Origin of the sequence: Microbulbifer sp. SAOS-129_SWC, from assembly GCF_039696035.1 — a bacterium.
GTDB lineage: Bacteria > Pseudomonadota > Gammaproteobacteria > Pseudomonadales > Cellvibrionaceae > Microbulbifer.
Genome location: NZ_CP155567.1, coordinates 4,324,699 through 4,351,176 on the forward strand (window position 1 = coordinate 4,324,699; position 26,478 = coordinate 4,351,176).

The following is a 26,478-nucleotide window of genomic DNA, read 5'->3' on the forward strand; positions in this document are numbered from 1 at the left end:
GGGCCACCTTTTCTATTTTACAGTGCGGCTTTACGGGCGGGGCTCTTCGACCTTGAAGAAGCTGATACTGAGCGGGTAGCGCCACAGCTTGCCATCATTGGCGTTGACCGCCGCAATGATGACAAAAATCAGATTCAGCAATAGCAGCCCCCAGAGCAGGAATGCGCCCACAATCACGAAAATCAGGGCGAAGCAGATCACCGAATAGATCAGTAGGCTCAGCATCCAGTTCATTATCATCTTGCCGTGCCGGTCGACTTCAGCAGACTGGTCCTTGTTGGTGGCCCACATGATGACTGGCAGTAAGAAACCGGCGCCGGGCATAATGTAACTGGATAACTGGCTCAGATGCATCAGCATCAGAAAGGTGTCGGTGCGCAACCCCCAAGGCTCGTACTCTTCCATAAGTCGGATCCCTCTATTAATCCATCAATACAATCGCCGCTTAATCCATTGCGCGAATCGCCGTCGTCCCCGGGTAAGCGGCAATCACACACCGCCTGTGGTTCCGATCAGTCTTTCAGGGCAATAAATTTGTCTTTATCCAGGTATTTCTCGAAACCGGACACGGACTGCACCACATGTTTGTCGGCCATCAACTCCCGCATAGCGACCTTGCCCACCAGGCCAAATGCCTGCTCGAACGCCTGACCGCCGTCTTCCTTGAGTGCCCGCTTGGCCTGGTTCGGGCAGTCTTCGGTGATCAGCCGCGTGACCAGATTGCCGACAAACCGGTTGGCCTGGTCCTGATCCTTATCCGTCATCTTGGCATAGGATTTAATCTCGGGGTGTGCGGCAATGGCAAAGAAGATCCACTTGGCAAGCGTTTTTCTTTCCTTGCCCGTCAGTGAATCGGTCAGGCAGATACCGAACGCCTGGGTAGCCTGACCCGCATACAGGTTTACCGAAAAAGAAGCAAAAACGAAGATCGCAATGGCGGTTATAATATTTTTCATGATTACCAATCCCAAAGACCAGAAATAAAACTCAAGTTGAATGCGCTGCGCGCTGAATTCGCGCCTCCCCGGCGCGGCAGCCTTCTCACGCGAAGACAGGCAGGCAGTGCCTGCCCGCGGTTACTCTAACAGATAACTCTCCCCACCCTTGAATAACGCCAGCCGCTTCTGCATCCCGGCCAGCGTCTTCTCATCGGCCGCACCATTGCGCGCCAGATAGATCGCATACTGCTGGGTCTCTACCGCCCGGTCGAAATCGGCGGTTCTGGCATAGGCCGCGGCGAGGGTATCCAGGTAGGCCCACTGGCTCCACAGGCTCTGCTTGTTGAGCTGCTCCGCGAGCCGCGCGGCGTTTTTCAGCTGCTGGACGCTGGCGCCGGGAAAGGTGGCCAGGGCCCAGGCCAGGTCGTTGATCGCGCGCAGGTTGTGCGGCTCGCGCTGTAGCAGTGCATCGAGCATTGCCACGCCGACCGGCGTGCTGCCGCCGTTGATCACCCGTTCGGCCTGGCGCAGCAGTTCGAAGCGCGTCAGGCCGGGTACGATATTGTCGCCTTCCTTCCGGTACAGAAAGGCCAGCGTCGGCACATCCAGTGCCGGCGTGCTGTGCGCTTCCAGCACCACAAAGCCATCCTCCAGCTCGCCGATCAGGCGCAGGTGTTTCTGCTTCAGTAGCGCCTTGAAATCCTGAATGCTCACCGGCTGCTCGAACACCGGCATTCCCTTGACGATCGCCAGGCTGCGCTGCAGCTCCTGAGGGGAAATCTCCCCGCTGCGCACCGCGCGGTAGGCGCTCCAGTAACGCTGCTTGTCCGCACAGTCGCTCAGCTGCCTGGCGTAGTCGCCACACAGGGACAGAACCCGGTCGATGGCATCGGTGTCGGTCGGCGCGGCGGCTTCATACAGCTGCAGCGCCTTGCCGAGATCCCGCGGCACCTGCTTGCCGTCGCGGTAGAAGTCGCCCAGATGCCGGGAAGCGCTGCTGTTGCCCTGCTGCGCGGATTCGGAATAGAGCTGGAAGGCCCTGCCCGGGTCGGCTGCCACGCCGGTACCGCGCTCGTACATCTGCGCCAGCCGCGCCTGCGCGCCGGCGTGACCCTCCGCCGCCGCGGCGCGATACATACCGGCGGCGGTCTCGATATCGCGTCCTTCGCCACTCTGGAACTGCTTGCCCAGCTGGAAGTAACACTCGGCATCGCCGCGCCGGGCGCAGAGGAAATACCACGCGATGGCCCTGGACGTATCCTTTGTCACCCCTTCGCCATTCAGGTAGGCCCAGGCCAGGGCACGCTGCGACTGCGGTATCAGCGGGCTGCGGGTGTAGTCATCGATGGCCGCGGCGATATCGGTCTTGCCCAGCACACCGTAGGTATTGATTCTGCCCAGCAGATTGTAGGCACTCTGGGACGAGCGCTGCGTGGCGGACTCAAGCAGCTGTCGCAGCCGTTCGACATCCTCCTGAGAGCGGCGACCACTGCTGAGCACCAGCCGCGCATAGGCTACCTGTGCGGGCACATAGCCAGATTCCGCCAGCTGCTCCATCTGCGGCAGAACCGCCGCGCCATCGGCCTGTTTGCCCCTGAGCTGTTGCTCCAGCACGGCGAATTGCGCCGGTGCCGAACCCAGTTCCGCGGCGCGTTGCAGGGCCGCGTCGCCCGCGCTTGGGTTTTTCTGCCCGGCCGCGCCGCCGTAGAGCCCGGCAAGCTTGCGCCAGGCCTCGCCCGGCGCCAGCTTCTGCTGGGCCGCGCGCATCAAGCGGCGGAAGCCCTGCGCACTCTTGTCGACGCCGAGGCCCTCGCGCTGCACATAGGCCGCGCCGACCAGCGCATCTACGAAGCCGTTTTCCGCCGCCGAGATCAGGAAGTCGGCGCAGTCACCGGGGGCGAACTGCTTCAGCCCACCTTGCAGGCACAGCAGGCCCAAGTGGTACTCGGCCACCGGGCTGCCGTTGCCGGTCGCCTCCAGATAGGTCTCGGCTGCGGCCTTCGTGTTGCCCATACCCTCCTGCACCAGACCCCAGCCCACCTGCGCGCTCAGGTCGTTACCGGACAGCGGCTTCAACACCTTTTCCACATAGGCATCGGTAACGCCGGCAAAGGGAAATTGAAGGCCCATCAGCTGGTGCAGGACGCGCTGATTCTGAAACACGATCTGCTTTTGCTCGCCGCTCTCGGTATCGTTCGCTACCACCACGTAGTAGAGGCCCTGCCCGCCCAGGCCGAGCTGCAGGTAGGTGTCCACCACCTCGTAGCCCGCCAGCTTGAGGATGTCCTCCGAGTCGTCCCACATGGCGACTTCATAGGCGGTGTCGAAGCTCTCACCATCGCCGCGGCTGAGGATGCCGCTCAGCAGGTAGCTGATCACGCGCCCCTCGTCGTCCGCGGCCGCACTGTTGCCGGTGGATTCATAGCAGGCCTGCGCGGACAGGTGTGGCTGCAGGGAGACGAAGTTCTGCTCGGTCAGTGATTGCCAGTCGACGCTGTCACAGGGAATATCGCCGGCATCGATTCCGGCCTGCTGTTTCAGATAGGCAGAATGCTTTTCCGGGGCACTCTCGTACTGCGAGCTGTCGAGGTAAGCCCGCCAGAATTCGGCAAACGGCACCGAATCCGGCTGGGTTTTGAGGCGGTTCAGCACCGCGGCGAAGCGGGCATCTCCATCTTCTGCCGGCGCGCCCTGTACCCGCTGTGCCGGATCGGCGGCGCAGCCGGCGAGCAGGGCCCCGCCCAGTAACAGCGTGGCGATGGCTCTCACGGTGCGCCTCCGTTTTCACCCGGCTTTTCGTGTTTATTCATCAAGTTGCGCGCCAGATCGCGCAGGCGCTGCTGGCGCTTCTTGCGCGCGTTCGCATCCGGCTGCGACGAGAACCACACCGAATAGGCCAGTTGCGAGTCCAGTTTGTCCAGCGCATCCACATACTGCGGGAAATCTTCTTCCGACACGGATTTCGCCGCGGAGTGATAGTTGAAATCCACCTGGATGGTATTTTTTTCCCGCGTGATATCGCGGCTGAATTTGAACCACTGAGTGTCGGTGATTGATCCGCTGTTCTTTTCGAACCACAGGATATCGTCAGCGTGATCGGTCTCGATGCGCACCTGCTGGTGAATGGTGAAGTCTCCCGGCAGCTCGAACGGATGCTTGCGCTGGCGGGTCTTCGGCAGGCTGAAGTTGTCGGCGATACTCGCAGCGACAAACTTGACCACATTCTTGCCGCCGGCAGATTTGCCAACTTTGGGCAGAAAATAGTGCTCGGTGACCACCAGCCGATTGTGATCGTCGGAGTCGCTCACCTCCACCGGCCCGCGAGATTCAATCGCCGGGAAGTACTTGGCGTAATACTGGCGGAAGTTGTTGGCCACCTGCTCGCGGCTGTAATAGCCGAAGTAGCTGCGCATCTGCTCTGCGCGCCAGCCGGTATAGCTGGTGCTGACCTGGAAATCGGCAGAATCCCGGTTCTCGCCCAGCGAAAACTCCTCGCGAATATCGGTGGAGGCCTGCATCTGGCCGGGTACCGCCGGCGCTATGCGCGTGAGGTGATCGCCCTTGCCGTCGACCAACAGCGCCCAGTGGAAGTCCGGTAGCGACATCTCCACGACGGGCCCGCGCTGGCTGTTGTCTGTGGGGTCGATCCAGTAACGCTTGCCGCGATACTGGAAGGTGGTGATGACATGGTTGAACAGCCCCGGCGAAGGGAGGTTGCGGTCCAGGTGCAGGTTGCCTTCAGTGGAGACCAGCGCCGGCGCCGCATCGATACCGAGCGCGTGCAGCGCCGCCACCAGCAGTACCGTTTTGTCTTTGCAGTCGCCGAAGCGCCGGCCCAGGGTCTCCGCCGGCGCACTCGGCAGATGGGAATTCACCCCGTGCTCGATACCAAAATAGCGCACATTCTTCTGGATCCACTGGGCCACTTGCGCCACCTGTGCCAGCTTGTCGCCGTCACCCATGCCCCGAATCTTCTGCAGGAAGTCTGCCGGTAGCTTGTCGTCGAGGCGGTAGAGACCCGCAGCCCAATGGTTTACCGCAGCCCAGCTGCCGTACTCGGTGAACTCCATGTAGGGGTACACCGATAACCAGCTGGGCGTGCCGTCTTCAGACTTGACCACTTTTGTATCGGACAACTCGATGGTCTGGCGACGCAGATCGCCCTCACGGGTTTCGCGGACCTTCGCATCGACCCCCTGCACCCGCACATGGATGTCCAGCTGTTGCGGCCGCAGCAGGCTCACCCGCAGGTGTTCCACCGGTGTGCCCCAGCCGAGTGTCTCGTGACCAAACTTGCGGCCGCCGAGCACCGGATTGGAGCCACGCACCGTATAGCTGTACTCGACGATATCGTCGACGCGCACATCCTTCAGAATCGAAAGCGCCGTCCAGCCCTCGGCATAGATATCGCTATCCAGCTCGTTTTCCTGCTGAAACAGCTTTACATCATCCACGTCCAGGCGGCTGCTCTTGTGCCCGCCCCGATACACGCTGATATCGTGCAGCACGAGATCTTCATAGTTGGGAAAGAAGCCAATACTGATATTGGACACCTGCTGCAGACCCTGCTGGTTCAGCGGCTGCATCACCAGATGAACGTAGCGCTCCATCTTGTCACCGGACAGATTGATCTGCCGATCGGAGAGCAGGAACCGCACGCTCTGATTGCCATCCGGCGCCCGCTGTAGATCCACCGGTACGGCCTGCACCCAATCCGGACGCGGCCCGTGCGAGAAGTGTTCGGCTCCGTTGACGGCCGCTGCCGCGAAAGACAGCGGTGCGACGGCCATGATTGCCAGCGCAATGACGGCGAGTATTCCCCGGGAGATTCCCTGCATTATTCTTTCCCCATTTTGCCGCGCCCGGCACAGGCGTGGCACACATACGACAGGCCTCATCATATAGGCTCTCCGACCGCGGATCTATCCGCTGTGCCCGGCTGAAATCCTACCGGGTGCAGGCTTGCGTGGCTTGGAAGCTGCCGAGCCAAACCGGCGGCGGGCCGCGAGCCGGCCCCCAACCAAATGGTGCCGCTGCTGCCCTCTTAGCCCTGGGGTGCATCGACCTCGTAAAGCTCCAGCCCCCACTGGCCGGATTCAAAGGACCGCACCTTGCCTATAAGCGGTAATTTGGACTCCTTATACGCCATATTCTTGAACTGCGCTCTGCAGGCATAGGTCTTTCCCGCCTCCAGATGAATGGTCTTTCTGATCGGCGCGGCATCAAAATTGAGCTGATACATCAGGAACAGGGCATCATGGTCGCCCGGCAGCAACTCCAGCGCGTCGTAATCCAGTGTGACCTCCTGACCATCGATCCGGTAGATATAGCACTCCGGGTTGGTCGGTGCCGCAAAAGAGGTTTTATTGATTATTGTCGCCACCTCGCTCGCCGGCCGCTTGCCTCCGGCGTAAACCTGATATGTTCCGCAGCCGGTCAGAAGCAGCGAGAGAAACAGGAAATGAATTGTTTTTATAATCATATTCGCCCATCTTATTATTTTCATAATGCTCCGACAGCGCACCTGCCAGCGCGAAATACCCAGATCTGACAGAAGGAAAATTGAATCCGCAACAAACTGCGAATCAAATCCTCCCGGGACACTCCTTACAGCGCCTGACATTCTATCCTTTAAATATTTAAAGAGCTCTAATAACCGCGCATCGCCCCTAGCACCCACCTGAACTGAAGCCGCCTATTCTCGGAAAAGAATAACCAGGCAACAATCACCGAGAATATGACAGCGACCGGATAGATAAAGATCGTAAATTCTATAGAGGGAATCTTCATACTCAAGGGTAAAATAAAAACTGTAAATACAGATAAAATCAGCCCACTATATTTGGCAAGCAAGGCTCGCCACAAGAAACCCCAGACCGATAGACCTCCGGAATCCAGTCGATACTCTTTCACAGCTCTGAGAACAGCAATCAGCACCGCTGCCCAAGCCACATTAAAAATAAATGCTATTTCCAGATTTAATCTCGAGAACTTGCCGGGCTCTAAAAACTGCACGAAGGAAAAAACTACAACAAGAGCCAACAAAAGCAGCAAAGCTATCTTCATAGTTTTATCAAAATAATTCACAGCCCCCTCTGCCCCCTGATCTTTTCTTAAAAGATATCGCACTCTACTGCTTCTCTTGACTACTAAAAGCTACTACTGGTTACTAACGTCAGCCTTACCTGCTTCCTGACTTGCTCGCTGACTATAGTCAGCCATGGTAGATTCGATCCAAGTAACGTAGTGAGAAATACGAACATTATTGCCGCCATCCCCGTAAAGCGCACCGTGATACGTGCGTAAGTCCCTTTCGCTGGAATCCCAGGAAACAAGGCCGGCGAGCTGCCATTCGCCTTTTTCCTGGAGAAGAACGGGACTTCCGCTATCCCCATTTCCTGCCATCCCCTCAAGTGGAACAGCGGACTTGGGCGAATCAAACGTGTAGGAAATCCAGCGCGGATTAACACCGGAAATAACATTGAAGGCCCTGCGCAAGGCAGTACGATGTGGGCTGTGAGGGACCACGCCCTCTTTCCCATTACCAGTAGCGCCCTTACCGATCAACTCTACGGTCCGGCCCAGTTCGTTGCTGCCCGCATAAAGAGAGATTGGCGTAACATCAGTAATGGGGGCTTCCAGCTTGACCAGCGCGATATCATCGCACGACGCAAGAAATGCTCTTAACTTAGTGCCATCCCCGGAAGCTAACGCTTGTTTGACAAGCGGCTCGGGTGTCATCTTGTATCCTGTATGAACCACAACAGATGCAACTTTGCGCACTTGGCCGTTAATAGTGACGCCCTGAATATTCCGCATATGAACCACATGCGCGACCGTAACCACCCACTGAGGGCTAATCAGCACACCGTGACCTTCACCCGGGAAATCGACCAAAGCAGGGAGAGTAGAGGACGGAACCTGATACTTCTCATCCTTAATGTCATCACGAATAATGATCGCACTGGCAGCGGATGAAACGGCCAGCAGCACAAAGAGAAAATACTTTCTCATAGACTTAAAATCCTTTAAATATTCTTCGGCAATCCATCGTCGCCCTCACCTATAGACAGCCTTGTGAGCATTGCGCACAAAATGGGGCATGGCGACGGCAAATAAAGTGTGCAAATTAATGAGTCAAACCAGGATCAGGTTTATTTCCTGCCCGCTTCATTTTAATAAATACCAGGTGCGTTATCCCCAAAGTAAAAATCGCGAAAATCAAGCGACACTTGCATTAGTTGGCTGTGCTTCTTTATCAAGGTTACTTTTCACGAAAGTTGCCTTCACCCTTTTTGACAGCAACATGTAGGGGACCCAGATGAAAACCATGACCGAAGAGCGCATAAGCTCCTTCACTGTATCCGGGTCAAATACAGGCTCATTGGGTAGCACAAGCTTTATTGCATAGGCATCGGCGACGATAGAGGTAAGGCTACATACGGCTATACCAATATACCATTTCGGAAAATCTCTACTCTTGGTGAAAAACTTGTATGCCATATAAAGCCAGACCACCAATAGCCCAGAATTGATCAATAGCTCCCCAAGAATAATTGATGCCCACATCGGACTATAGGCTTCACTTCCTTTACTGGTGATGGCGTCCCATATACCTGAAGTAAATATTTCCGGATAGGTAGTCAGGATCAACGTCACAATCCTTATTGGAGTAACAACGATACCAATGGCTACCAGTATCAACCATCCCCCAATCCCTTCAATGCTTTTTTCTTGACTCATATTTCCCCTTATTGCTTTTCCAACATTGGCCTTCAGCACGGCCAGAATTATTTATGTACGTCCTACAGCCCGACCCGATTATTGGCTCTTCAGCCTCCGATATACCAGCGCTGACCGAAAACCGAGAACACCCCCGCCGGTTATTAAACATTCTACAAGACCAACAGGCATTATCATAAAAGTCACAGCGGCATCCTGCAGCCGGCCACTTTTCGCAACCCAAACATGGTTACAGATTAGTCAATTTGGAGCAGTAGTGAAAAATTGAGCGTCTTGATTCAATTGTTAGGATATTTTCTGGCACGCTCAGTTTGCTAAAAAATACCGAAAAGAACCAACAAATTCCTTCAGGCTCCTACAACCCAATTAAAACCCTCCTGTCTCGTTTTAGACAAAGAGAGGAGCGCAATGACCGCTCAAAAAAGGTGCCTATAGGAAGCTGCCCCTCAGCAGAGAATTGTTAGCCGGCCGACTGGCACGAAGCTTCCCCACCTCCACCTCCAAACCGATATTTATTTTTAGCGACCACCACTAACTGGTAGGCAGCAAAACCATACCAGAATAACGCCCGGCTTTTGGGCGACTGTGGAGCCGCGAAGCGGCGGAATGGCCGTCCCAGCGCCGAAGGCGCGATAACAGCCGCTTGTTAGTTACCATGTTTCGCTAACCTTTGGAAGCGTTCCACAGCTAACTTCTCTACTCGGATCCCAACATATTTATATGCTTTTAGGTGTTGCTCTATTGCGGATACTGTCTGCTCCGAAACATCAGAATCGAAAGTTAAGGAGATTTCGCCTCCGCATTCCATGTATATTTTGAAGTAATATCCCTGGAAAGTGCCTGTCACATCCAATTCGTCAGTCGACATAACATAGTGAAAAGCTTTGAATTCCAAGCCTTCAAGTGATTCAACATATGCCATCAGCTTTAACACAGAAGGCTGGAAGAGGCTTTTCCACCAACTTTTAGTTTCTTCTTGGATGGTTATGTATTTCATGACGGCTGATCCATGCGACAATTAACGCCGCGCTCAGCCGCAGCTTACTTTGTGCGCATTTTGCGCAAAAATGGGAAAGACAGCGACTGCGCAAAAGGTGTGTATAGTAAGCTGTTGGCCTGCAGCGCTTTGTTACGTGGTTAGGCCGGCTCCGGCTCGAATTCCGCTTCGATACTATTAATGACCTCTGCAATCATATTCTTGGAGATACTCAAAACTACGGCTCCACCTTTTTTACCTTGCTCTACATCGTAGCCTCTTGACTCCAAAAAATCCCGAATCTCATCAAAAACAGCTTTACTTCTACCAATTGCAAGGTGATGCTTCCCAGATTTTCTAGCATTAACATAATATGTTAATTGCTTGCCATCGCTGAAAAAAGTTGGGCCTGCTTTCCTAGAACTTGATCGAAGTGGCATATCTAAAAGATTTGCCACTTCAGCTAAAAGAATATGATCTGTTTTTTCCCGTTCTTCACTTTCTCTTTTTAGAATACTACGAGTGTATTCATCATCACTCTCTTCTATAACTAACTCGTTTGCCCCAATAAGTTCCATTATGGGCTGCATTCTCTCAACAAGAGTGTCATCTTTATCTAGAAACCACTCTCCCTCTATGCGGCTATCCTCTAACAGCATGTGTAACGCTGTTTCAACAGCCCTAGCATCCTGATGCTCCCATGCCGCGACACACTGGGCTTTGATAGGAGATTTAGTGTTACTAATTTGCTGAAGCCGCGAGCTTAATGTAGCGTTTCCAGCACCAGTAATTCCGACTTTTTTGTACGGAATGTCTATGTGACCACCAATATCAATATGGCGCATCACGTAAATTACTGTATGCATAATCTCTCTCATCGTTTGAATGGTGCTGACACGTAACGCCGCCAGCGGGGGCAGCTTACCTTGTGCGCCATTTGCGCAAAATGGGAGCGAAGCGACCCGCGCAAAAGGTGCACAAAGTAAGACGTCCCGCGGAGGCCCGAAGGGCCGTAGCTTTACTGCCTGTGATTGTTAGGAATACATTACTCTGCATGGCCCGCTACCCTTAATTTGCGGTTAACCGCCATACATTGCTCCCAAAGACTTCCGCTTGATACACCCCAGGCATCTTGGCCTCGAACAAGCCCCTTAATCGCAGGGCTTTTATTTCCTGCTTTGATTTCAGATCTGGTTGTTTGGAAGTACTTGAGAATTGCCATTCTAGATTCTTCAGTCCATGAATGTGCACAATCATCCTTACTTAGAGGATTGGATAGCTCGTTGATGATTTTATCCAACGATTCCATCTCTGTGCGATACATTCCCAGTATTCCTAACGCCCGCAGCACGCGTGGATTTTTAATGGAGGCGCAGCCACAATTAAAAAGCCGTCGCTTTGCCTGCGATTGTTAGTTTTCATTTCCAAGTGCATAAACATCAACGCGCTCCCCAAATATTACAGACTGAGCCAATTCACTAGTTTTCGAAAGAGCTCCCCTCAAATCGTCGATTGAGCCTACTGCGGCTGATATTGCCTGCTCGCGCGAATACGACGAAGTTATCGAAATGAACCGTTCCTCCATGGAGTCCATTGAGTTATCAACGACCCTCAACCTTTCATGGATGATATGAAGGCAGTCCCTTTCCCACTCTTTTAGAATCTCCGGCGTCTCTATAATTATTCGTGAATATATATCCCGAGGGAAGCGGGTTGATTGAGTTGGCATAACACGCTCGGCCTTAAAGTGGCTCTCAGCCTGATTCAAAACGTCCACCTTGCTTGGCACCATACGTATGATTGATTGGAGCTCTGCTACAAGAGACTTCCGAAGGCGGATTCTTAATCTATGCCGCTTTAGCCATTGCGCACCCTCGGCCAAAACAAACCCCAATACAACACCGAGAAGTGACCATATTGCTTCCATCATTCGATGACTCTCCGGTGGAAAGCTAACGCCCGCATTTGGGGCCGTAGTGAAGCGGAGCGAAACGAAGGTCCCAGCCCACGTAGTGGGCGACCAACATGCGCTTGTTAGGCCTTTGATTTGCACCCATTTATTTTTTGTTCCAAGTTGCTTACCAATGGCTCTACTGAAACTAGTAGTTCTTGGATGTTACCAATAGTGCTTGGCAGCTTTTGTTCAATTATTGACTCCGAAATCATTACGTGAACTTCATCCGTTGTAATTGGATAGTTGCCACGTAATCCTTTAGTTATTAAGTCTTCGCCTGCCTTAATAGCCCAGTCACCAGAATATCCTATGTCTCCTCCGACATCTGTACGAAGACCACACTCAATCCTCTTGGTTTTAGGAATTTCCCAATATTCCTCCTTACACCATAGAAGCCTGTCGTACAGCTCTCTTAATCTCATGGCATTTATTTCATGACTGGCTGTACTTGCAGCTTCGACCAAAGAAGTGACGTGAACATTTGTCAGTGCCGCTGCCTCTATAGCGCCACTTTGAAATCCATTTTCTGCCAAGAGGATTCCGCGATCGGCCCCGGTATCATTAACTATTTCGCGAAGTCCAAGTACATGGAGTTTAGAAACTTTGGACTTCCAGTGTTTACACTCAACAAGCCAGGTTATATCAAAACCAGCATGGTGTGATTTTACCAATACATCAATATCGTGTTTTGTTCTTGCTCCTTGGATAGTAACGTCAGTCTCGGCTTCCAAACCGAGAGAGCGGAAAAATTCAGTAGCTTCTTCTTGATAATCTTTCCAATCCAAGTAAGTCTCCTTATGCACCGGATGAACTATGTAGGCTGATCTTCCCCGCCAAAAGTAGACACTACTTAGGCACACATCCGATGATGATCCTGCTCGAATGCATTTGGGCTCTTATATCCCAAAGTACTGTGTCGACGGTGGCTGTTGTAGAAAAGCTCGATATAGTCAAAGACGCAGGAATATGCTTCCTTCTTCGTCGTGACATCTTCGGCATAGAGCGCTTCCACTTTGAAGCGCGCGAAAAATGACTCCATCGCTGCATTATCCCAGCAATTGCCCTTACGGCTCATGCTAGGCCTGATCCCTTCATCGAGCAATAGCGCCTGGTACTCTCCAGAGCGATACTGGACACCTCTATCTGAATGTAGAATCAAGCCAGGTTCTACTTTACGTGAGGCCACGGCCATCTCGAAGGCGTCGATAATCAGCTGGTTAGTCATCGTGGAATCGAGCGACCAGCCAACTATTTTACGTGAGAACAAGTCCATAATCACCGCAAGATACACAAAACCCTTTTCAACTTTGATGTAAGTGATATCGGACACCCACTTTTCATCAGGCTTGCCGGCCTGAAATCGACGTCTCAGCAGGTTATCGCTGACATTGTTGTTGGCCAACACGTTGGGAAAGTATTTGTAACCCTTACCGTTCCTTGCCTTAAGTCCTTATTTTGCCATCAGTTTTGCAACTGTATTCTCGCTAATCGGCAGTCCGCTCTCGTTGATCTCTACTGTCATCCTGGGAGAGCCATAACGAGATTTGAAGCGGGAAAATAGGTTAACCAAGAGGCGTTCCGCTTCCAGCTTCCTCTCGTCCCTGGCACTGGGACCACGCCTCCGCCACTTGTAGTAACCAGATCGGCTAACCTTTGACCAGCGACACATCTTTGAGATCGCATACTCGCCGCGGAGAGAATCGATAAAGGCGTACTTCACCATTTGTCTCTGCTGAAGTACGCCGTCGCCTTTTTTAAGAATTCATTCTCTTCTTTAAGGTCGCTCACCTGCCGCCTTAGCTTACGGATCTCTTCACTTTCTCCCATTGAATATTCCACCCCATTCAAACTATTGAATTGCTTCTCCGACAGCCGCTTGTACTGGCGGCGCCAGTTGTATATCTGCCCGGGGTGTATGCCACGATCTTTGGCTACTTCCGCTGCGCTTACGTTGGGGTCTTCAGATCAACGTACTGCTTCTCGGCGGAAATCTTCGGTGTAGTGGTTGTATTTGTTCTTACGCTTCTTGCTCATAATCAAGCACCTCTTTAGTTGGTAATGAGGTGTCTACTTTTGGTGGGGAAGTTGGACGCTTAACGCCCACAGCACGGGCGGCCGGAGCGCAGCGTAGGCCGTCCCGCGGAGGCCCGCCGGGCCGCAGCAAAGTGCCTGTGATTGTTAAGCATTGAACGCTCTCCGCTCTTCACTGAAGTCCATTCCCTTGCCACCTTGAGTACAGCCAGGAAATACCCATCCGCGAATAAATATCTCTCTATACTCATTTGCCAATGTTTGTGACATACCACTGTACCGAAAAGCTACTTTAGTTGGGTGTCCCCCATTGCGAGGCACATTAAATGTGAATTCAATGCTGCAGTGATCGCACTTCAGGTAAATCGGCTCAAAGACAGCTATGGGGAGTAGTTGCCCCGAATTATCCCTTTGCTCCTTGCCGCACTCTTGAACTTGAACAATCTCTTTATCTAGAGGGATTGTGCTAGCCATCAGTAGGCTTGGAATGAAGACAAATATCAGTGGTAAGAATTTCATCGCTAATGATGCTTAACGCCGCGGTTTGGGGCTGACATGGAGCGCCAGCGGAATGGCGGTCCCAGCCGAAGGCGACAACACCGCCTTGTTAAGCTTGGTCCTGCTCACAACCCTCAGGCTCTTTCTCTAAAGATTGAATTGCTGCCTCCAAGAAATGATCTGGGATTTTTGGATCTAGCCCCAACTGCTGCCATTTTATAAAGGTGGCTATAACAAAGTTTTGCAGCCACATGGTTGACTCCAGATCAAATACCTTGCCAGCATATGTATCATAATGCTGATTTCCTCCGACCATAATATGAACAAACGGCGATGAATCTTTGTACTTTTTGTAGTCACTCAAGTTGACACCTGATGCTAATAAAGCAGAAAAGTGTTCAGACTCATCTACTCTCTTTAGTGTCTTTCTAAAAGCATCTTGAAGGTCGCGACTAATACCTGAATGCCCTAAGCTAGATGTAATAAAAAACTCCGAACTTGAATTTGGTATGAAACTTGAAACAGATAAGGAGGCATACTCAAATGCACCTGCCGCAAGACAGGAGGCTGAATTATAGTCTCCATCTTCCAAATCTTTCTGAGACTTTTCAAGGAACTTCCTTAGACCTTCGTCATCAATAAACGATATACGACTAACTTGATCAAAGTCTATTTCGAAATAGCTATCAAATACTCTTTTTAAAAAACGGTAAGAAAACAGGCGCCAATCATCCATGCTACTCTCATCTGGTTCAATAACGTGATGCTGAACCATATTTCTCATTAGATTGAGGTTCCTTATTTCCTGCCTGTAAGGAAGCTTTAAGCCTCTATCTTTAAAGTCTTGAAATTGATCTACTTCATTGAGCATGGATTCAAAGTCAATATTTAATGTTTTTTCATTTCTAATTTCGTATTTTAGTAATATTGATTTGACCGCTATTTCGATTGATATGTGAAAATTATGAACCGCCATCATCTTATTTAATGGGTCGCTCTTCCTCGAACTTTCAATTCCATTTAGATGGAATTCTTTAGCTAAAAGAACCCTCTTCTGTATTACGTCTTCCATAAATTTATTTCTCGGATTAGTAGCTTAACGCCCGGCACACGCGCCGGTTTGGAGCCGCAAAGCGGCGGAAAAGCGGTCGCTTTGATACCGCTTGTTAGGAGTTATTCCACTCGAACTCAAGCCCATCCAAGGGATGTACTATTCCTTGTGGCCCTTTGCAAAGTGCACCACCAGTTAATTTAAGCTTCGAATCGAGGTAATCTATGTGAAACATCAAGCTCACCCCATCAATTTTCCGATTGGATTTGGGGATCGCTGTGGCAAGGAAATACATGTCCCTTATTCTCCCACTTAAATAGTACTCGTCTATTTCCTGATCTTGCTCTTTGTGGATGTAGGAACCACTAACCAGCTCTCCTTTCTGCCGAAGAACCATTTTCATTAGCATTTCATTGTTCTTCATAAGCTCATCTATCTTATTCCCTTCGAATTTTGTCGCCTCCCAAGTGCCATCGATCCTGACACCCCGATAAATTTTATCTGCATACCACGGGAGTATGACTTTCCGAATAAACTCACTAAGCGAAATGAAAATTGCTGTAGCAACCAAGCTGCTACCAATTCCTACAACTAATGAAACTCCGATTTCTTCCAACTTTAACTCCTAACGCCCAGCGCAGGCGCAGCCAGCGCGGAGCACGTTTTGTGTTAATTTTTGAGCGCCAGCGAGTAACACAAAAGGTGCGTAGCGTTGGTTGTCGCTCTGCCGCTGATTGTTAGGTTTTTTACTCAAAGAGCCCTAAAAATAGCGACGCCGCAATTGATACAAAGAAACCTATTACCACTGCAAATCGGAACTGATCCTGGGTCTGATACCGTCTGACACCCTGCCCAATTGCAAAATTAGCAACAGGAAAAAGGTAATTTTTCAGGTGAGTTAGCAGCTTGTGAGACAAGAAAAGAGCCAGAATGCCAAGGAGCAGAAAGCCAATCACTTTTGCGCTTTGCATAAACGTTAACGCAGTTTTTTGTGATTTAGATGAGTACATCATGTCCGCAAACAAGTAAGCCAGAATAAGTGGAGCATAAAGCAGCCAAAAAACATCTACTCGACTGATAAAAGAGTACCAAGGTCTGATACCGCTAATAATTTCCGGCATCTCATCACTGACTTTAGTGACCAACTCATCATTACCTGATGCCCAAACCGAAATCGTACGGAAACTATAGTCTTCAAACTCGATTCTAACTCTATTATCACGCTCACTCGAATCCGCAGTAATATTGATCCGAACAATCTTTCTTTTCTCTGAGTTTTCAAAACTCACTAAATCTTCAATGTTATCAACTGTCCTCTCGACTTCATCGCTAAAGAGTACAGTAGCTGTAATATGGCAATCATAAGATTCCAGCTTTGCCCAAACTCTGCGCAAATCAGCCTCATGCAAAACAAAGGCGTGATTGATTTTTGTATTATAAGTGGATTTCAATTTTAACCCCTTTCTAAATTACCACTTTCTGTGGGTAACTCGGAAACCTAACGCCTTGCTCAGCGGCGGCTTACTTTGTGTATTTTTTGCACGAAAATAGGTGCGCAGCGACCGTGTAAAAAGTGCACAAAGTAAGACGTCGGCTGCAGCAAATTGTTAGGTGAATTACGTGCAATCATGGCTAATGTACCACCCCGCACCAAGAGGTGTAATTTCGCTCGAGTAACTCGGTTTAACATCTGTTACGGGAACAGATTGATCTCCATTTATGTTTATAGAAGTCAAACATCCGGAGACAGATAAACCACTACTATGAACTATAATGCGTGCCCAACTTGGATCTTTTGGACAATAGGAAATTCTATTGGAACCGGTCTTTTCAAAGAGACTTAGATACTCTTGATAACGTTGATCTGAAAGACCTACCTCTTCAAGAACCTTTGCAAGTGAAATTTTGCGTTCGTAATTTCTATTTGTATTCCACTTCCCATTGTGCCGCCAATATTCTCCGATGTGATCGGCACCAACAGAGAAGCAAGGAATTGCCGAAGTATCCTCTTTGATCATTAGATAGAGACGTTCGAAAGAACTTTTGTTGTCGGCAAAACCTTGCTTGATTCCCTCTATGTCAGCGTCACCACCACAGCCAACCAACATAGACATTAGAGCTATAAAGATGTAGCGAACTCTCATACTCACCTAACGTCGCCCACAACGGCGAGCGCTTGCGCGAGTCCAGTAGCCGAAGGCTACGCGTTGATGGGCCTTGTTATGAGTTTTTATCATAAACATGTTCCCGTACTGGAAACGGAGTAGCTTGATATTTTATCACTTGAGTCAACTTGTATAGCCAAGTAAATAAACCACCTCGAACACACCAACCCATTGCCCTTGATCGATTCGAGGATAACTCCATTTTTATTCGGAAATGAATTTAATGGCACTCCGTTTTTGTTTTGCCAATCCAACAATTCTTTTCTCGTTTTTCCGACAGGCTGAAATTGTGCCAGCTTAGTTCGCCACGCCTGCTCCTTCGCCGCAACAGTATCATTAGCGGAACAACTAACAATTATGAATAGAAGCGTTGAAAATATTATCCAATTTAAAACTTTGCTCATTTCTCACTTGTACTCATAACGCCCACAGCAGGGGCGGATTACCTTGTGCGCCTTTTGCGCGGAAATGGGAGCGAAGCGACCCGTGCAAATGGTGCACAAGGTAAGCCGTCCCGCGGAGGTCCGAAGGGCCGTAGCACACTGCCTGTGATTGTTAGGCATGAATCACCCACTATGGCTGGATATTTACCTCCAAGCGAACGGGCCAACCATTTCTTGGTGGCTTTGGAAACCTATTATTCGCAAACCAGATAGCCACGCACGATGAGTAATGGTTTATGGGGCGCACCTCAACCATTTTGGCCTTGCCGTCCAGATCTATAGTGGCAACTAGTTGATAGTGTCCTGAGGCTGCTCTAATTTTTGTTGAAGCCTCAAAGCACTCGCTATCCGCGTCCCACGTACTTTCCCGTACCAATTTCTCGTACGTCTTTCCTTCATCAGATTGCATAGCCGCTTCAGCAAAGAGAATTCTTGCATCGAAGTTTTCAGCACAAACTGCACTTGAAAGGACAGGAAGTATCAGCAACCACAATAATTTCATACTGGTCATTGCCTAACGCCCGCAACAGGGGCGGCCAATACTTTGCATATTTTGTGCGAAACTGGGAGCGTAGCGACCCGCACCAAATATGCATAGCGTTGGGCGTCCCGCGGAGGCCCGAAGGGCCGTAGCAACCTGCTTGCGTTTGTTAACTCTACTGGTAGTACTTATCCGCTGTAATTGGCTCATACGTGTTATATGTTGATGGCCCGATTCGCACAATCTGTCCAGAAACAAGGCTGAATGAAACCCAGTATGTTGTATAAACGTACTCACTTATGTCACTACTCTTGTGATTTCCTTTATCAAGAAACTCAAATAGCAATAAATTTTTTGAAAACTCCTTATCTCTATCATTCAGTGAAACACTAACAAGAACTAAATCATCGTTTCTTATAGTTTTTTTCCTTTTCAATATCTCGGCTTTAGCCATTTTTGACATTGCTACTATATTGCCTATTTCACTTGAAGTTGCTGAAAAAGAGAGAGTCATCAAAATTGCTAAGAAAAATAGATTTTTCACATTTCCTCCAAGTTAACGTTCGGTTTAGTGGCGGCTGGAGCGTAGCGTATGCCGTCCCAGCCACGCTTTGCGTGGCGACTACAACCGCTTGTTAACTTTTTCTCCGTAGAAGCACTCGCCATCCGGCCGTTCCCAGGTTGTATTAGCCGGGTTATTATTTATCTTGAAAATTACCGATTTCCCGGTATTACTGCGACCATCATCTAAGCGAACTATCCATATTTCGCCCTGACCAATCATGACTCCCTCATAGTTAGAGCGAAGATTATCGATATTTGAACAATATACAGCCTGTATAAGCCTGTCGTTAAGGATCTGATCCCCGAGACGGACAAACTCTTCTGCCGTCTCTACTGTTGTTGGATTTCCCCCTATATATAAACCAGTAGGGAATAGCATTAACTCCGATAGGCCTTGGTAGTCCTTAGAGAGTATTGCTTTACGGACTTTTAAGTAAAACTCTTCCAACTCTTTCTTATTTTCAAATCCGGCTCCCGCGTGCTCATATCTTTCTGCGACCGCAATGCAACTTTGAAGCAAAAGAAAGAGTATAAGGATGTACTTCATGGATTCCCCAAAAAAAGTTAACGCCGCAATCAGCCGCGGCTTACTTTGTGTGTTTTTTGCGCGAAACTGGGAGCGCAGCGACCGCGCAAAAAGTGCGCAAAGTAAGACGTCGGCTGCATTGCTTTGTTAAGCGCACCGGACTACGCCGCTCTCCAAAAGCCAATTAAATTTACTGAGATTGAAAGATGCTGCATAAACATGTGTAGACTTTGGAGACTCTGTTAGCTCCTTAAGTGACTCGATTTCACTTTTTTCCCACGCGACATCACCAGATCTCAAGTAAATTCTAAGTGGAGCAATTTTACTTAGACATTTGTTGTACTTTTCCAAACCTAGACCTGGGACTCTTCTGCTGCCGTCTCCGAAACCATAGGCTTCTGCCAAAATATCAAATTTCCCATTGGCAATCTCATTTTCCGCATCTGCCTTTCCGGCAGCTGACACGTCGCGTTTTAGGCGGTCTAAGTTCTTTCCGCCTTGCTGAATATTGACGATGCTAAATGCCAATATAAGAAAAATCGTTACAGCGCCTAGTATTGCTATTGATTTGCTCATTTTCTCATGACGCTTAACGCCCACAGCACGGGCGGCCGGAGCGCAGCGTAGGCCGTCCCGCGGAGGCCCGCCGGGCCGCAGCAAAGTGCCTGTGATTGTTAAGCATTGAACGCTCTCCGCTCTTCACTGAAGTCCATTCCCTTGCCACCTTGAGTACAGCCAGGAAATACCCATCCGCGAATAAATATCTCTCTATACTCATTTGCCAATGTTTGTGACATACCACTGTACCGAAAAGCTACTTTAGTTGGGTGTCCCCCATTGCGAGGCACATTAAATGTGAATTCAATGCTGCAGTGATCGCACTTCAGGTAAATCGGCTCAAAGACAGCCATGGGGAGTAGTTGCCCCGAATTATCCCTTTGCTCCTTGCCGCACTCTTGAACTTGAACAATCTCTTTATCTAGAGGGATTGTGCTAGCCATCAGTAGGCTTGGAATGAAGACAAATATCAGTGGTAAGAATTTCATCGCTAATGATGCTTAACAGTTTATTAAAAAGACGCATCTTTATATCTAGTTGGCGCCTATCCACAGAACCAAGATCTCGAAATTTCCGGTTTTTTGCCTAAAAATTAGCGTCTTACAAAATTGCGTTGGGTTTTCTCTACCGGATATAAGGCCAGCGCGGATGGCGTGAATTTATGTGGCTGGCTCTATATCCCGTTTTAACCCCACTATAAATCAACAACTTAAGGCATTTTTCCGGTGGATAGAAGACGCGGCTCTTGAATTCTGTTGCTTGCGTCTGAATTTGGCCCAGCGTCAGCTTATTTTCATTAGTAGCGCCAGCAGTTGCCCTTATCAGCTATAGACATCGTGCAGTTTGTCCCCAGGTTTCTGCTTGTCACGGAAAATGTGTCGTAACAGAGGCAGACCCCGGCGAATACCGAGGATGCTCTGGGCGGTGGCCAGGCCGGCGAACATGGCGCCGGCGACGCCGCAGCTCATGATGTCCTGGCCGGTGAGGTACAGACCCTTGATGCGGGTTTTGGGGCGCAGCCAGTGTTGCCGGAAGCGACTGGGGTCGTGATCGAGGCCGTAGATCTCACCACGTGAATAGCGGCAGAAGTAGTCGGTAGACAGCGGGGTGGACAGTTCGCAGTAGTCGATCTTGCCGCGCAGCTGCGGGAAGTGTTTGTACAGGTGTTCCAGCAGCCGCTCGGTGAAGCGCTCTTTCAATGCTTCGTAGTCGTCGCCGCGCTTACCCCAGGGTTCACCGTGCCAGCGGGCGAACCAGTCGTATTTGCCCGGGGCGACAATTTCGATGGTGGCGCGGCCGGGGTAGCGCTGGGTAAAACTGGGATCCTTGGCCGACGGAAAGGAGAGGTACACCAGCGGGATTTCCGCTTCCGGGTCGTCGAGGAATTTCTGCATATCCCCGTCGTAGTCGGCACTCGGGTAAAGCCAGTAATTGGTTTTCGGCAATCCGAGTGTCTCGGCAGTCTGCTGCAGGCCGATATACAGGCACAGATGCGCCATAGAGGGCTGCACTTTTTGCAGGTCGCGATGGTAACCGGCGCGCTCGCAGGCGCTCTGCGGCAGCAGCTTTTCGAAGGTGTTGAATACGCCGGCCCCGGAAATCACCAGTGGCGCTGCAATTTCAGTGCCGTCGGCCATGCGCACGCCGCGAGCGTGGTTGCCGTCCAGCAATATGGTTTCTGCCTCGGCATAGGTAAACACGTCACCGCCACCGGCCTGGATCTGCGGAATGATGGTTTCGGCAATTTTGCTGGCGCCGCCGACCGGGTAGTAGCCGCCGTAGAGATAGTGCTTGGCGATCAGCGCGTGAATGATGAAGCTGCCGCAACCCGGGGTCATGCCGTTGTCGCCCCACTGACCGGTGAGCACGGCAATCAGTTTTTCGTTGTCGGTGACCTGGCGCAGCACCTCGTAGGTGGTTTTGTTCAGCCAGTCGGGCCAGCGCAGCTTCTTCCACAGCGCGGTCAGTGGCGCACACCAGCGCGGCAATAGCTTTTCGGCCGTGATCAGCGGCATGGCGGCGGCCACGGCATTGACCCGGCGCAGGTATGCTTCGATCGCCGCGCGCTCGCCCGGGAAGCATCGCACCAGCTCATCGACAAACGCGTCGCGGCCGGCGCGCAGGTCGAACTGTTCGTCGCCGAGGCAGATCCGGTCGTAGGTGCTGTCCATCGGCGCCCATTGCAGCTGCCCGGCGGAGAGGTAGTCGAACAGCTTGCGGGTCATGGTGGGGTGGTCGCCCACATCGCCGATATAGTGCACGCCCACGTCCCATTCGTAGCCGTTGCGATCGTAGGCATGGGTGAAGCCGCCGGCGGTGTAGTGCTGCTCCAGTACCAGCACTTTCCTGCCCGCGGAGGAAAGCATTGCGGCAGTGGTGAGGCCGCCGATACCGGAACCAATCACGATGGCGTCGTAGGGGCCGTCGAGCCGGTTGGCGCGATAGCGCCGGCCGATACGCAGGCGGCCGGGCCTGGGAGCGGCGCTGCTATTGGGGCGGCTATTGATACTGGTCTCGGCACTGGAATCCGGGCCGGAACTGGACGCGCTGCAGTCTGGCACCTTGGTGGACACGGTCATGGGGCGACCTCGCGATTTATCGTTATTGGTTATCGGTCTACCTTAGCGCCGCCTTTCTTTGTATGCAATAAATTGCATAGCGAGCACAACCTCTGACTGACTTGCCATAGAAATATACATTTCGTATATACTTCGTATATTCCATTTAAGGGCAGGGATCATGGGTATCGTAAAAGTTTCCGACCAACTCCACGACGAGATACGTCGCGCCAGCTCGGTGATGGCCCGCTCGATCAATGCGCAGGCGGAGTTCTGGGTGCGTATCGGCATGCTCGCGGAGCTGAATCCGGAGCTGACCTACAACCAGCTGTGCAAGAAACTCCTGCGCGAACCGGCGCCCACCCTGGAGTCTCTCGCGCGTGAATAACGTTACCCGCAAAACTCCGACGGAGCAGGCGCTGATGCGCGAGTCGGGCCGCCTGCTAAGCGCGGTGTTCGATATGCTGGATGAATTTGTCGCGCCCGGCGTGTCCACACTGGACATCGATCGCCGCGTCGAGGACTTCATCGTCAATACACTGCAGGCGCGGCCGGCCAGCAAGGGTCAGTACAACTATCCCTTTTCCCTCAACACGTCCGTTAATGAAGTGGTCTGCCACGGCATGCCGCGGGATTCGCAGGTGCTGAAGAGCGGCGATATCGTCAACCTGGATATCACCCTGGAAAAGAACGGGTTTATCGCCGACTCCAGCAAGATGTACCTGATCGGCGACGTGTCGCCGGCGGCGCGACAACTGGTAAAAACCGCTTACGAGGCCATGTGGTGCGGCATCGACACCGTGCGCCCCGGCGCCACGCTGGGCGACATCGGCTACGCGGTGCAACGCCATGCGGAAGGGCGCGGCTACAGCATCGTGCGCGAATACTGCGGCCACGGCATCGGCCGCGAAATGCACGAGGAACCCAATGTGCTGCACTACGGCCGCCCCAACAGCGGCGTGGTGCTTGAGGAAGGCATGACATTTACCATCGAACCGATGGTCAACCAGGGCAGTCACAAAACCAGGGTGAAAAAAGACGGCTGGACCGTGATTACCCGCGACCGCAAGCTCTCCGCCCAGTGGGAGCACACGGTGCTGGTGACCGCCGGCGGTTGCGAGGTGCTGACTTTGCGGGCAGAGGAACGCGCCGCGAAGGCACCAGCACCCAGGTGACCTGGTACACGACCTTCTTTCCCACTGCCTTCCACGCGCCAGCCAGACATGCGGCAGCAGGTCGGCAACTGGCGGCCGGAACAACCCGTCTTGCGCACCCACGCGGATTGCCCCGCTACCCGGCGTTACCGCATCCGGGGCGGGGAAACTTAACGGCATTGATTAAACACTGAAGTGGCAGGCCGGGGCGCCCCGGGGTCGTGAACCCTGCACCCGGCCCCTCCCCGGAAGGAGAGGGGCGCAAGTGACCCGGGAGTTGGAGAAAGGCGGTACTTTAGAAGTTGTACCGCACTTCTGCGCCAAATGTGCGCGGTTCAGAGATGCTGGTGTAGGGCGTGCCGAATACTTCCAGTGTGCGGCCACTGGGAATACCGGCGCGCTCGTTGTCGAGCAGGTTACGGCCCCACAGCGCCAGCTCGTAACCGTTTCTCTGCCAGGACAGGCGCCCGTTCAGGCGCTTGTCGTCCACACCGACACCGTCGATGGCGCTGAAGCGTGCCAGGTAGCCCGGCTCCAGCTGATCGGCATTTTCAGCGTAGATGTAGTCCATATGCAGGTTCATCGATCCCACCGGGATCTGCGGCGCCCAATCCATGGCCAGCGTGTAGGCGGTGTTGGTGGAGGACTTGCTGCTGTCCTGCTGCAGTTCACCCTCGGCGTCGTAGAACGGCTTCCACTGGGATTCCTGATCGCGAATAGTGGTCACCAGGCCGAAGCGCAAGCTGTCCAGCGGCAGCCAGTCGACGGTCACTTCAAAGCCATTGAACTGCTGGTCGCCATTGATGACTCGCGGCAGCGCGTTGGCAGAGCCCGGCGGCTTGCTCTCGACACTGCGCTGGCGGTCGTTCACGGTCATGTCGAAATAGCTGAGCTGTACGCGCAGGCTGTCGAGCAGGTCGCCCTTCACGCCGAGCTCGATGTTATCCACATTTTCCGGGGCGATCGGGGTGTCGGCGGTGCGCAGGTTGAGGGAGTCGTAACCACCGGACTTGTAGCCGGTGGAGTAGGACAGGAACGCCATGGCGCGATCGCTGAAGTGGTACTGGCCCACCAGGCGGCCAGTGGTCGCGCTCCATTCATCACTCGCTTCACGCTGCCCCTGGGCCACATTGTAATTGTCGGCAGTGGAGAAGATCACCTCTTCCACACCCGGGCGGATATCCCGGTAGTTGGTGCCGGGGGTGAGCCAGGTGAAGCGCTTGCGGTCGTTGCTGTAACGCAGGCCGGCGAGGACATCGATCTTGTCGGTGAGCGAGTAATCCACATCGACATAGACGCCCCAGTTGGTGAAGTCGCCGGTGTTCTCCACCCGCTCTACCCAGTTCTGGCCAGCGTAGTCGGGGCCGAACAGCATGCCGGTGCCGAGCACGTTGTAGGCGAGCATGTCGTACATGTCGCTGGTCTGCGGCAGCGGTCCGCTGGCACCGATCGCCGGCGAAATCAGGCTGGTGAAGGTGGCCCAGTCGTCCGGCTCCCACAGGTGGTCGACACTGTCCAGCGCCGCCAGCGCCTGGCCGGCTGCCATATCACCGATGCCGCCATCGCCGGGGTAACCGCCCGCCGACAGCGCCGCGCCGCCGGCGATCTGCTCGCGCAGCGTCGGGTCGTTGACGATATCGGTGGTCACCAGCCGCGTGATGGAGCTGGCGGTGGCGGTGACATCGGTGCTCTGGTAGATATTCTCGCTCGAGTAGTTCGCCCCCATCACCGCGGTCAGACGCTCGCCGGTGAAATTCACCTGCAGCTCGTGGTAGCTGATATCGGAATCGAAAATATTGTTGGTATCCAGGTAGCGGCTGGTATCGGCGGTGCCGTCCTCATCTTCGCGGTTGTAGGTTTTCCACTGGCGGTAGTTGGAAACCCATTTCAGGCTCCAGGCATCGTTGAAGGTGTGCATCAGCTTGCCGTTGACGGCGGACATGGAGCGGGTCTCGACGCCGTTCATCACGTCGTTCTCTACCTTGCCGGCAAAGGGATCCGTGCTGTAACTGTAGGGGCTAACACCGATGGCCTGGCGCGATGCGTTATCCACGTCATCCCAGTCGTAGGCCAGCTGCGCGGAAGTGCTGTCGCTGATCTGCCACAGCGCCGCCAGGCGCCCGGTGAGGATATCTTCGGCGCCGGAATCGGTGCCGCCAGGGTAGACGTTATCCACAAAGCCGTCGCGCTGGAAACTCATCAGGTTGCCGCGCACGAACAGGTTGTCGGTCACCGGTGCGTTGATCATGCCCTCTACATGCTGCAGGCCGTAGTTGCCTACGCGCGCCGACACAAACGCATCGAAATCTTCCTGCGGCGGGTTGGGCACCATATTGACGGTGCCGGCGGCGGCGTTGCGTCCGAACAGGGTGCCCTGCGGGCCTTTCAAGACTTCCACGCGCTGCATGTCGGCGAACGACATCGACGTGGCCGGGCTGGGCACATAGGCATCGTCGTAGAACACCGCCACCGACGGATCGCCGCCGGCGCTGATGCTGGGGCTGCTGACACCGCGAATACTCAACGCCGACTGGGTAATGCTGGAGCCGGCCTCGAAGCCGGGAATATAGTCGGCCATGTCGCTCAGCTTGAGCGTGTTGGTGTTGTCCATGTCCTCACTGGAAAAGGTATCCACGGTCACCGGCACTTCCAGCGCATTCTGCTCGCGCTTCTGTGCGGTGACGGTAACCTCTTCCAGGGCGAGATCCTCGGCGAGTACCGGGGCACTGGCGGCAAGCGCAATCGCCAGCGCCAGCGGGCGGCGTACGATCTGAGTGGGTTTGAGCATCGGTATCTCCAATCGATTATTGTTATTTGCGGCGCGCGGCCGCGGTAGGA

General features: G+C 52.6%; 26 protein-coding genes. 2 read left to right on the forward strand and 24 right to left on the reverse strand.

Annotation, left to right across the window (positions count from 1 at the left end; translation table 11 throughout):
* Positions 1-30 precede the first annotated feature (30 nt).
* From ABDK11_RS18310 to ABDK11_RS18420, 23 genes are all read right to left on the reverse strand, one after another.
* On the reverse strand, positions 31-405 hold the full coding sequence (locus ABDK11_RS18310; RefSeq protein WP_346837969.1) for a DUF4870 domain-containing protein: 375 nt from the start codon (positions 403-405) through the stop codon (positions 31-33).
* Between the two features lie 107 nt (positions 406-512).
* On the reverse strand, positions 513-956 hold the full coding sequence (locus ABDK11_RS18315) for a hypothetical protein (RefSeq protein ID WP_346837970.1): 444 nt from the start codon (positions 954-956) through the stop codon (positions 513-515).
* A gap of 120 nt (positions 957-1,076) precedes the next feature.
* Complete coding sequence (locus tag ABDK11_RS18320; protein WP_346837971.1) at positions 1,077-3,707, reverse strand: hypothetical protein; 2,631 nt, start codon at positions 3,705-3,707, stop codon at positions 1,077-1,079.
* Positions 3,704-5,776 (reverse strand): DUF3857 domain-containing protein, encoded by a 2,073-nt coding sequence (locus ABDK11_RS18325; RefSeq protein ID WP_346837972.1) that lies wholly within the window; start codon positions 5,774-5,776, stop codon positions 3,704-3,706. Before ABDK11_RS18325 ends, ABDK11_RS18320 begins: the two co-directional genes overlap by 4 nt.
* Before the next feature lie 206 nt (positions 5,777-5,982).
* Entirely contained in the window at positions 5,983-6,420 is a 438-nt protein-coding gene (locus tag ABDK11_RS18330; RefSeq protein WP_346837973.1) for a hypothetical protein, read from the reverse strand.
* Between the two features lie 167 nt (positions 6,421-6,587).
* The gene (locus ABDK11_RS18335; RefSeq protein ID WP_346837974.1) at positions 6,588-7,025 is read right to left on the reverse strand and encodes a hypothetical protein; all 438 of its coding nucleotides are present in this window, start codon (positions 7,023-7,025) and stop codon (positions 6,588-6,590) included.
* 72 nt (positions 7,026-7,097) lie between these two features.
* Positions 7,098-7,952 carry a trypsin-like serine protease gene (locus ABDK11_RS18340; protein ID WP_346837975.1) on the reverse strand — a complete coding sequence of 285 codons (855 nt, stop codon included), beginning with the start codon at positions 7,950-7,952 and terminating at the stop codon, positions 7,098-7,100.
* Positions 7,953-8,159: 207 nt separating this feature from the next.
* Positions 8,160-8,681, reverse strand: a complete 522-nt coding sequence (locus ABDK11_RS18345) for a DUF2569 domain-containing protein (RefSeq protein ID WP_346837976.1) — start codon at positions 8,679-8,681, stop codon at positions 8,160-8,162.
* A 646-nt stretch (positions 8,682-9,327) separates the two neighbouring features.
* Positions 9,328-9,678, reverse strand: coding sequence for a hypothetical protein (locus ABDK11_RS18350; protein WP_346837977.1), 351 nt, complete (start codon positions 9,676-9,678; stop codon positions 9,328-9,330).
* Positions 9,679-9,818: 140 nt separating this feature from the next.
* Entirely contained in the window at positions 9,819-10,523 is a 705-nt protein-coding gene (locus ABDK11_RS18355; RefSeq protein ID WP_346837978.1) for a GIY-YIG nuclease family protein, read from the reverse strand.
* Between the two features lie 179 nt (positions 10,524-10,702).
* Positions 10,703-10,981, reverse strand: coding sequence for a hypothetical protein (locus ABDK11_RS18360; RefSeq protein ID WP_346837979.1), 279 nt, complete (start codon positions 10,979-10,981; stop codon positions 10,703-10,705).
* Between the two features lie 87 nt (positions 10,982-11,068).
* A complete protein-coding gene (locus ABDK11_RS18365; protein ID WP_346837980.1) occupies positions 11,069-11,587 on the reverse strand; it encodes a hypothetical protein in 519 nt (172 codons plus the stop codon).
* A 104-nt stretch (positions 11,588-11,691) separates the two neighbouring features.
* Positions 11,692-12,396, reverse strand: a complete 705-nt coding sequence (locus ABDK11_RS18370) for a restriction endonuclease (RefSeq protein ID WP_346837981.1) — start codon at positions 12,394-12,396, stop codon at positions 11,692-11,694.
* Positions 12,397-12,461: 65 nt separating this feature from the next.
* Positions 12,462-13,016: an IS3 family transposase gene (locus ABDK11_RS18375; protein ID WP_346837982.1), complete on the reverse strand. Its 555-nt coding sequence runs from the start codon at positions 13,014-13,016 to the stop codon at positions 12,462-12,464.
* 1,233 nt (positions 13,017-14,249) lie between these two features.
* Complete coding sequence (locus tag ABDK11_RS18380; RefSeq protein WP_346837983.1) at positions 14,250-15,212, reverse strand: hypothetical protein; 963 nt, start codon at positions 15,210-15,212, stop codon at positions 14,250-14,252.
* A 94-nt stretch (positions 15,213-15,306) separates the two neighbouring features.
* Positions 15,307-15,807 (reverse strand): hypothetical protein, encoded by a 501-nt coding sequence (locus ABDK11_RS18385; protein ID WP_346837984.1) that lies wholly within the window; start codon positions 15,805-15,807, stop codon positions 15,307-15,309.
* A 130-nt stretch (positions 15,808-15,937) separates the two neighbouring features.
* Positions 15,938-16,642, reverse strand: coding sequence for a hypothetical protein (locus ABDK11_RS18390; RefSeq protein ID WP_346837985.1), 705 nt, complete (start codon positions 16,640-16,642; stop codon positions 15,938-15,940).
* 165 nt (positions 16,643-16,807) lie between these two features.
* The gene (locus ABDK11_RS18395) at positions 16,808-17,335 is read right to left on the reverse strand and encodes a hypothetical protein (RefSeq protein WP_346837986.1); all 528 of its coding nucleotides are present in this window, start codon (positions 17,333-17,335) and stop codon (positions 16,808-16,810) included.
* A gap of 594 nt (positions 17,336-17,929) precedes the next feature.
* Complete coding sequence (locus ABDK11_RS18400) at positions 17,930-18,310, reverse strand: hypothetical protein (protein ID WP_346837987.1); 381 nt, start codon at positions 18,308-18,310, stop codon at positions 17,930-17,932.
* A gap of 145 nt (positions 18,311-18,455) precedes the next feature.
* Complete coding sequence (locus tag ABDK11_RS18405; RefSeq protein ID WP_346837988.1) at positions 18,456-18,824, reverse strand: hypothetical protein; 369 nt, start codon at positions 18,822-18,824, stop codon at positions 18,456-18,458.
* 78 nt (positions 18,825-18,902) lie between these two features.
* Entirely contained in the window at positions 18,903-19,391 is a 489-nt protein-coding gene (locus ABDK11_RS18410) for a hypothetical protein (protein ID WP_346837989.1), read from the reverse strand.
* A 126-nt stretch (positions 19,392-19,517) separates the two neighbouring features.
* Entirely contained in the window at positions 19,518-19,946 is a 429-nt protein-coding gene (locus tag ABDK11_RS18415; protein ID WP_346837990.1) for a hypothetical protein, read from the reverse strand.
* A gap of 803 nt (positions 19,947-20,749) precedes the next feature.
* Positions 20,750-22,507: an NAD(P)/FAD-dependent oxidoreductase gene (locus ABDK11_RS18420; RefSeq protein ID WP_346837991.1), complete on the reverse strand. Its 1,758-nt coding sequence runs from the start codon at positions 22,505-22,507 to the stop codon at positions 20,750-20,752.
* A 160-nt stretch (positions 22,508-22,667) separates the two neighbouring features.
* On the opposite strand from ABDK11_RS18420, the gene ABDK11_RS18425 reads away from it, so the two are divergent.
* Together ABDK11_RS18425 and map are read left to right on the forward strand one after the other, a co-directional pair.
* On the forward strand, positions 22,668-22,874 hold the full coding sequence (locus ABDK11_RS18425; RefSeq protein ID WP_346837992.1) for a ParD-like family protein: 207 nt from the start codon (positions 22,668-22,670) through the stop codon (positions 22,872-22,874).
* A complete protein-coding gene (map, locus tag ABDK11_RS18430) occupies positions 22,867-23,661 on the forward strand; it encodes a type I methionyl aminopeptidase (protein WP_346837993.1) in 795 nt (264 codons plus the stop codon). Before ABDK11_RS18425 ends, map begins: the two co-directional genes overlap by 8 nt.
* A 274-nt stretch (positions 23,662-23,935) precedes the next feature.
* Here map and ABDK11_RS18435 read toward each other — a convergent pair whose 3' ends face one another.
* Positions 23,936-26,428 (reverse strand): TonB-dependent receptor, encoded by a 2,493-nt coding sequence (locus ABDK11_RS18435; protein ID WP_346837994.1) that lies wholly within the window; start codon positions 26,426-26,428, stop codon positions 23,936-23,938.
* Positions 26,429-26,478 lie beyond the last annotated feature (50 nt).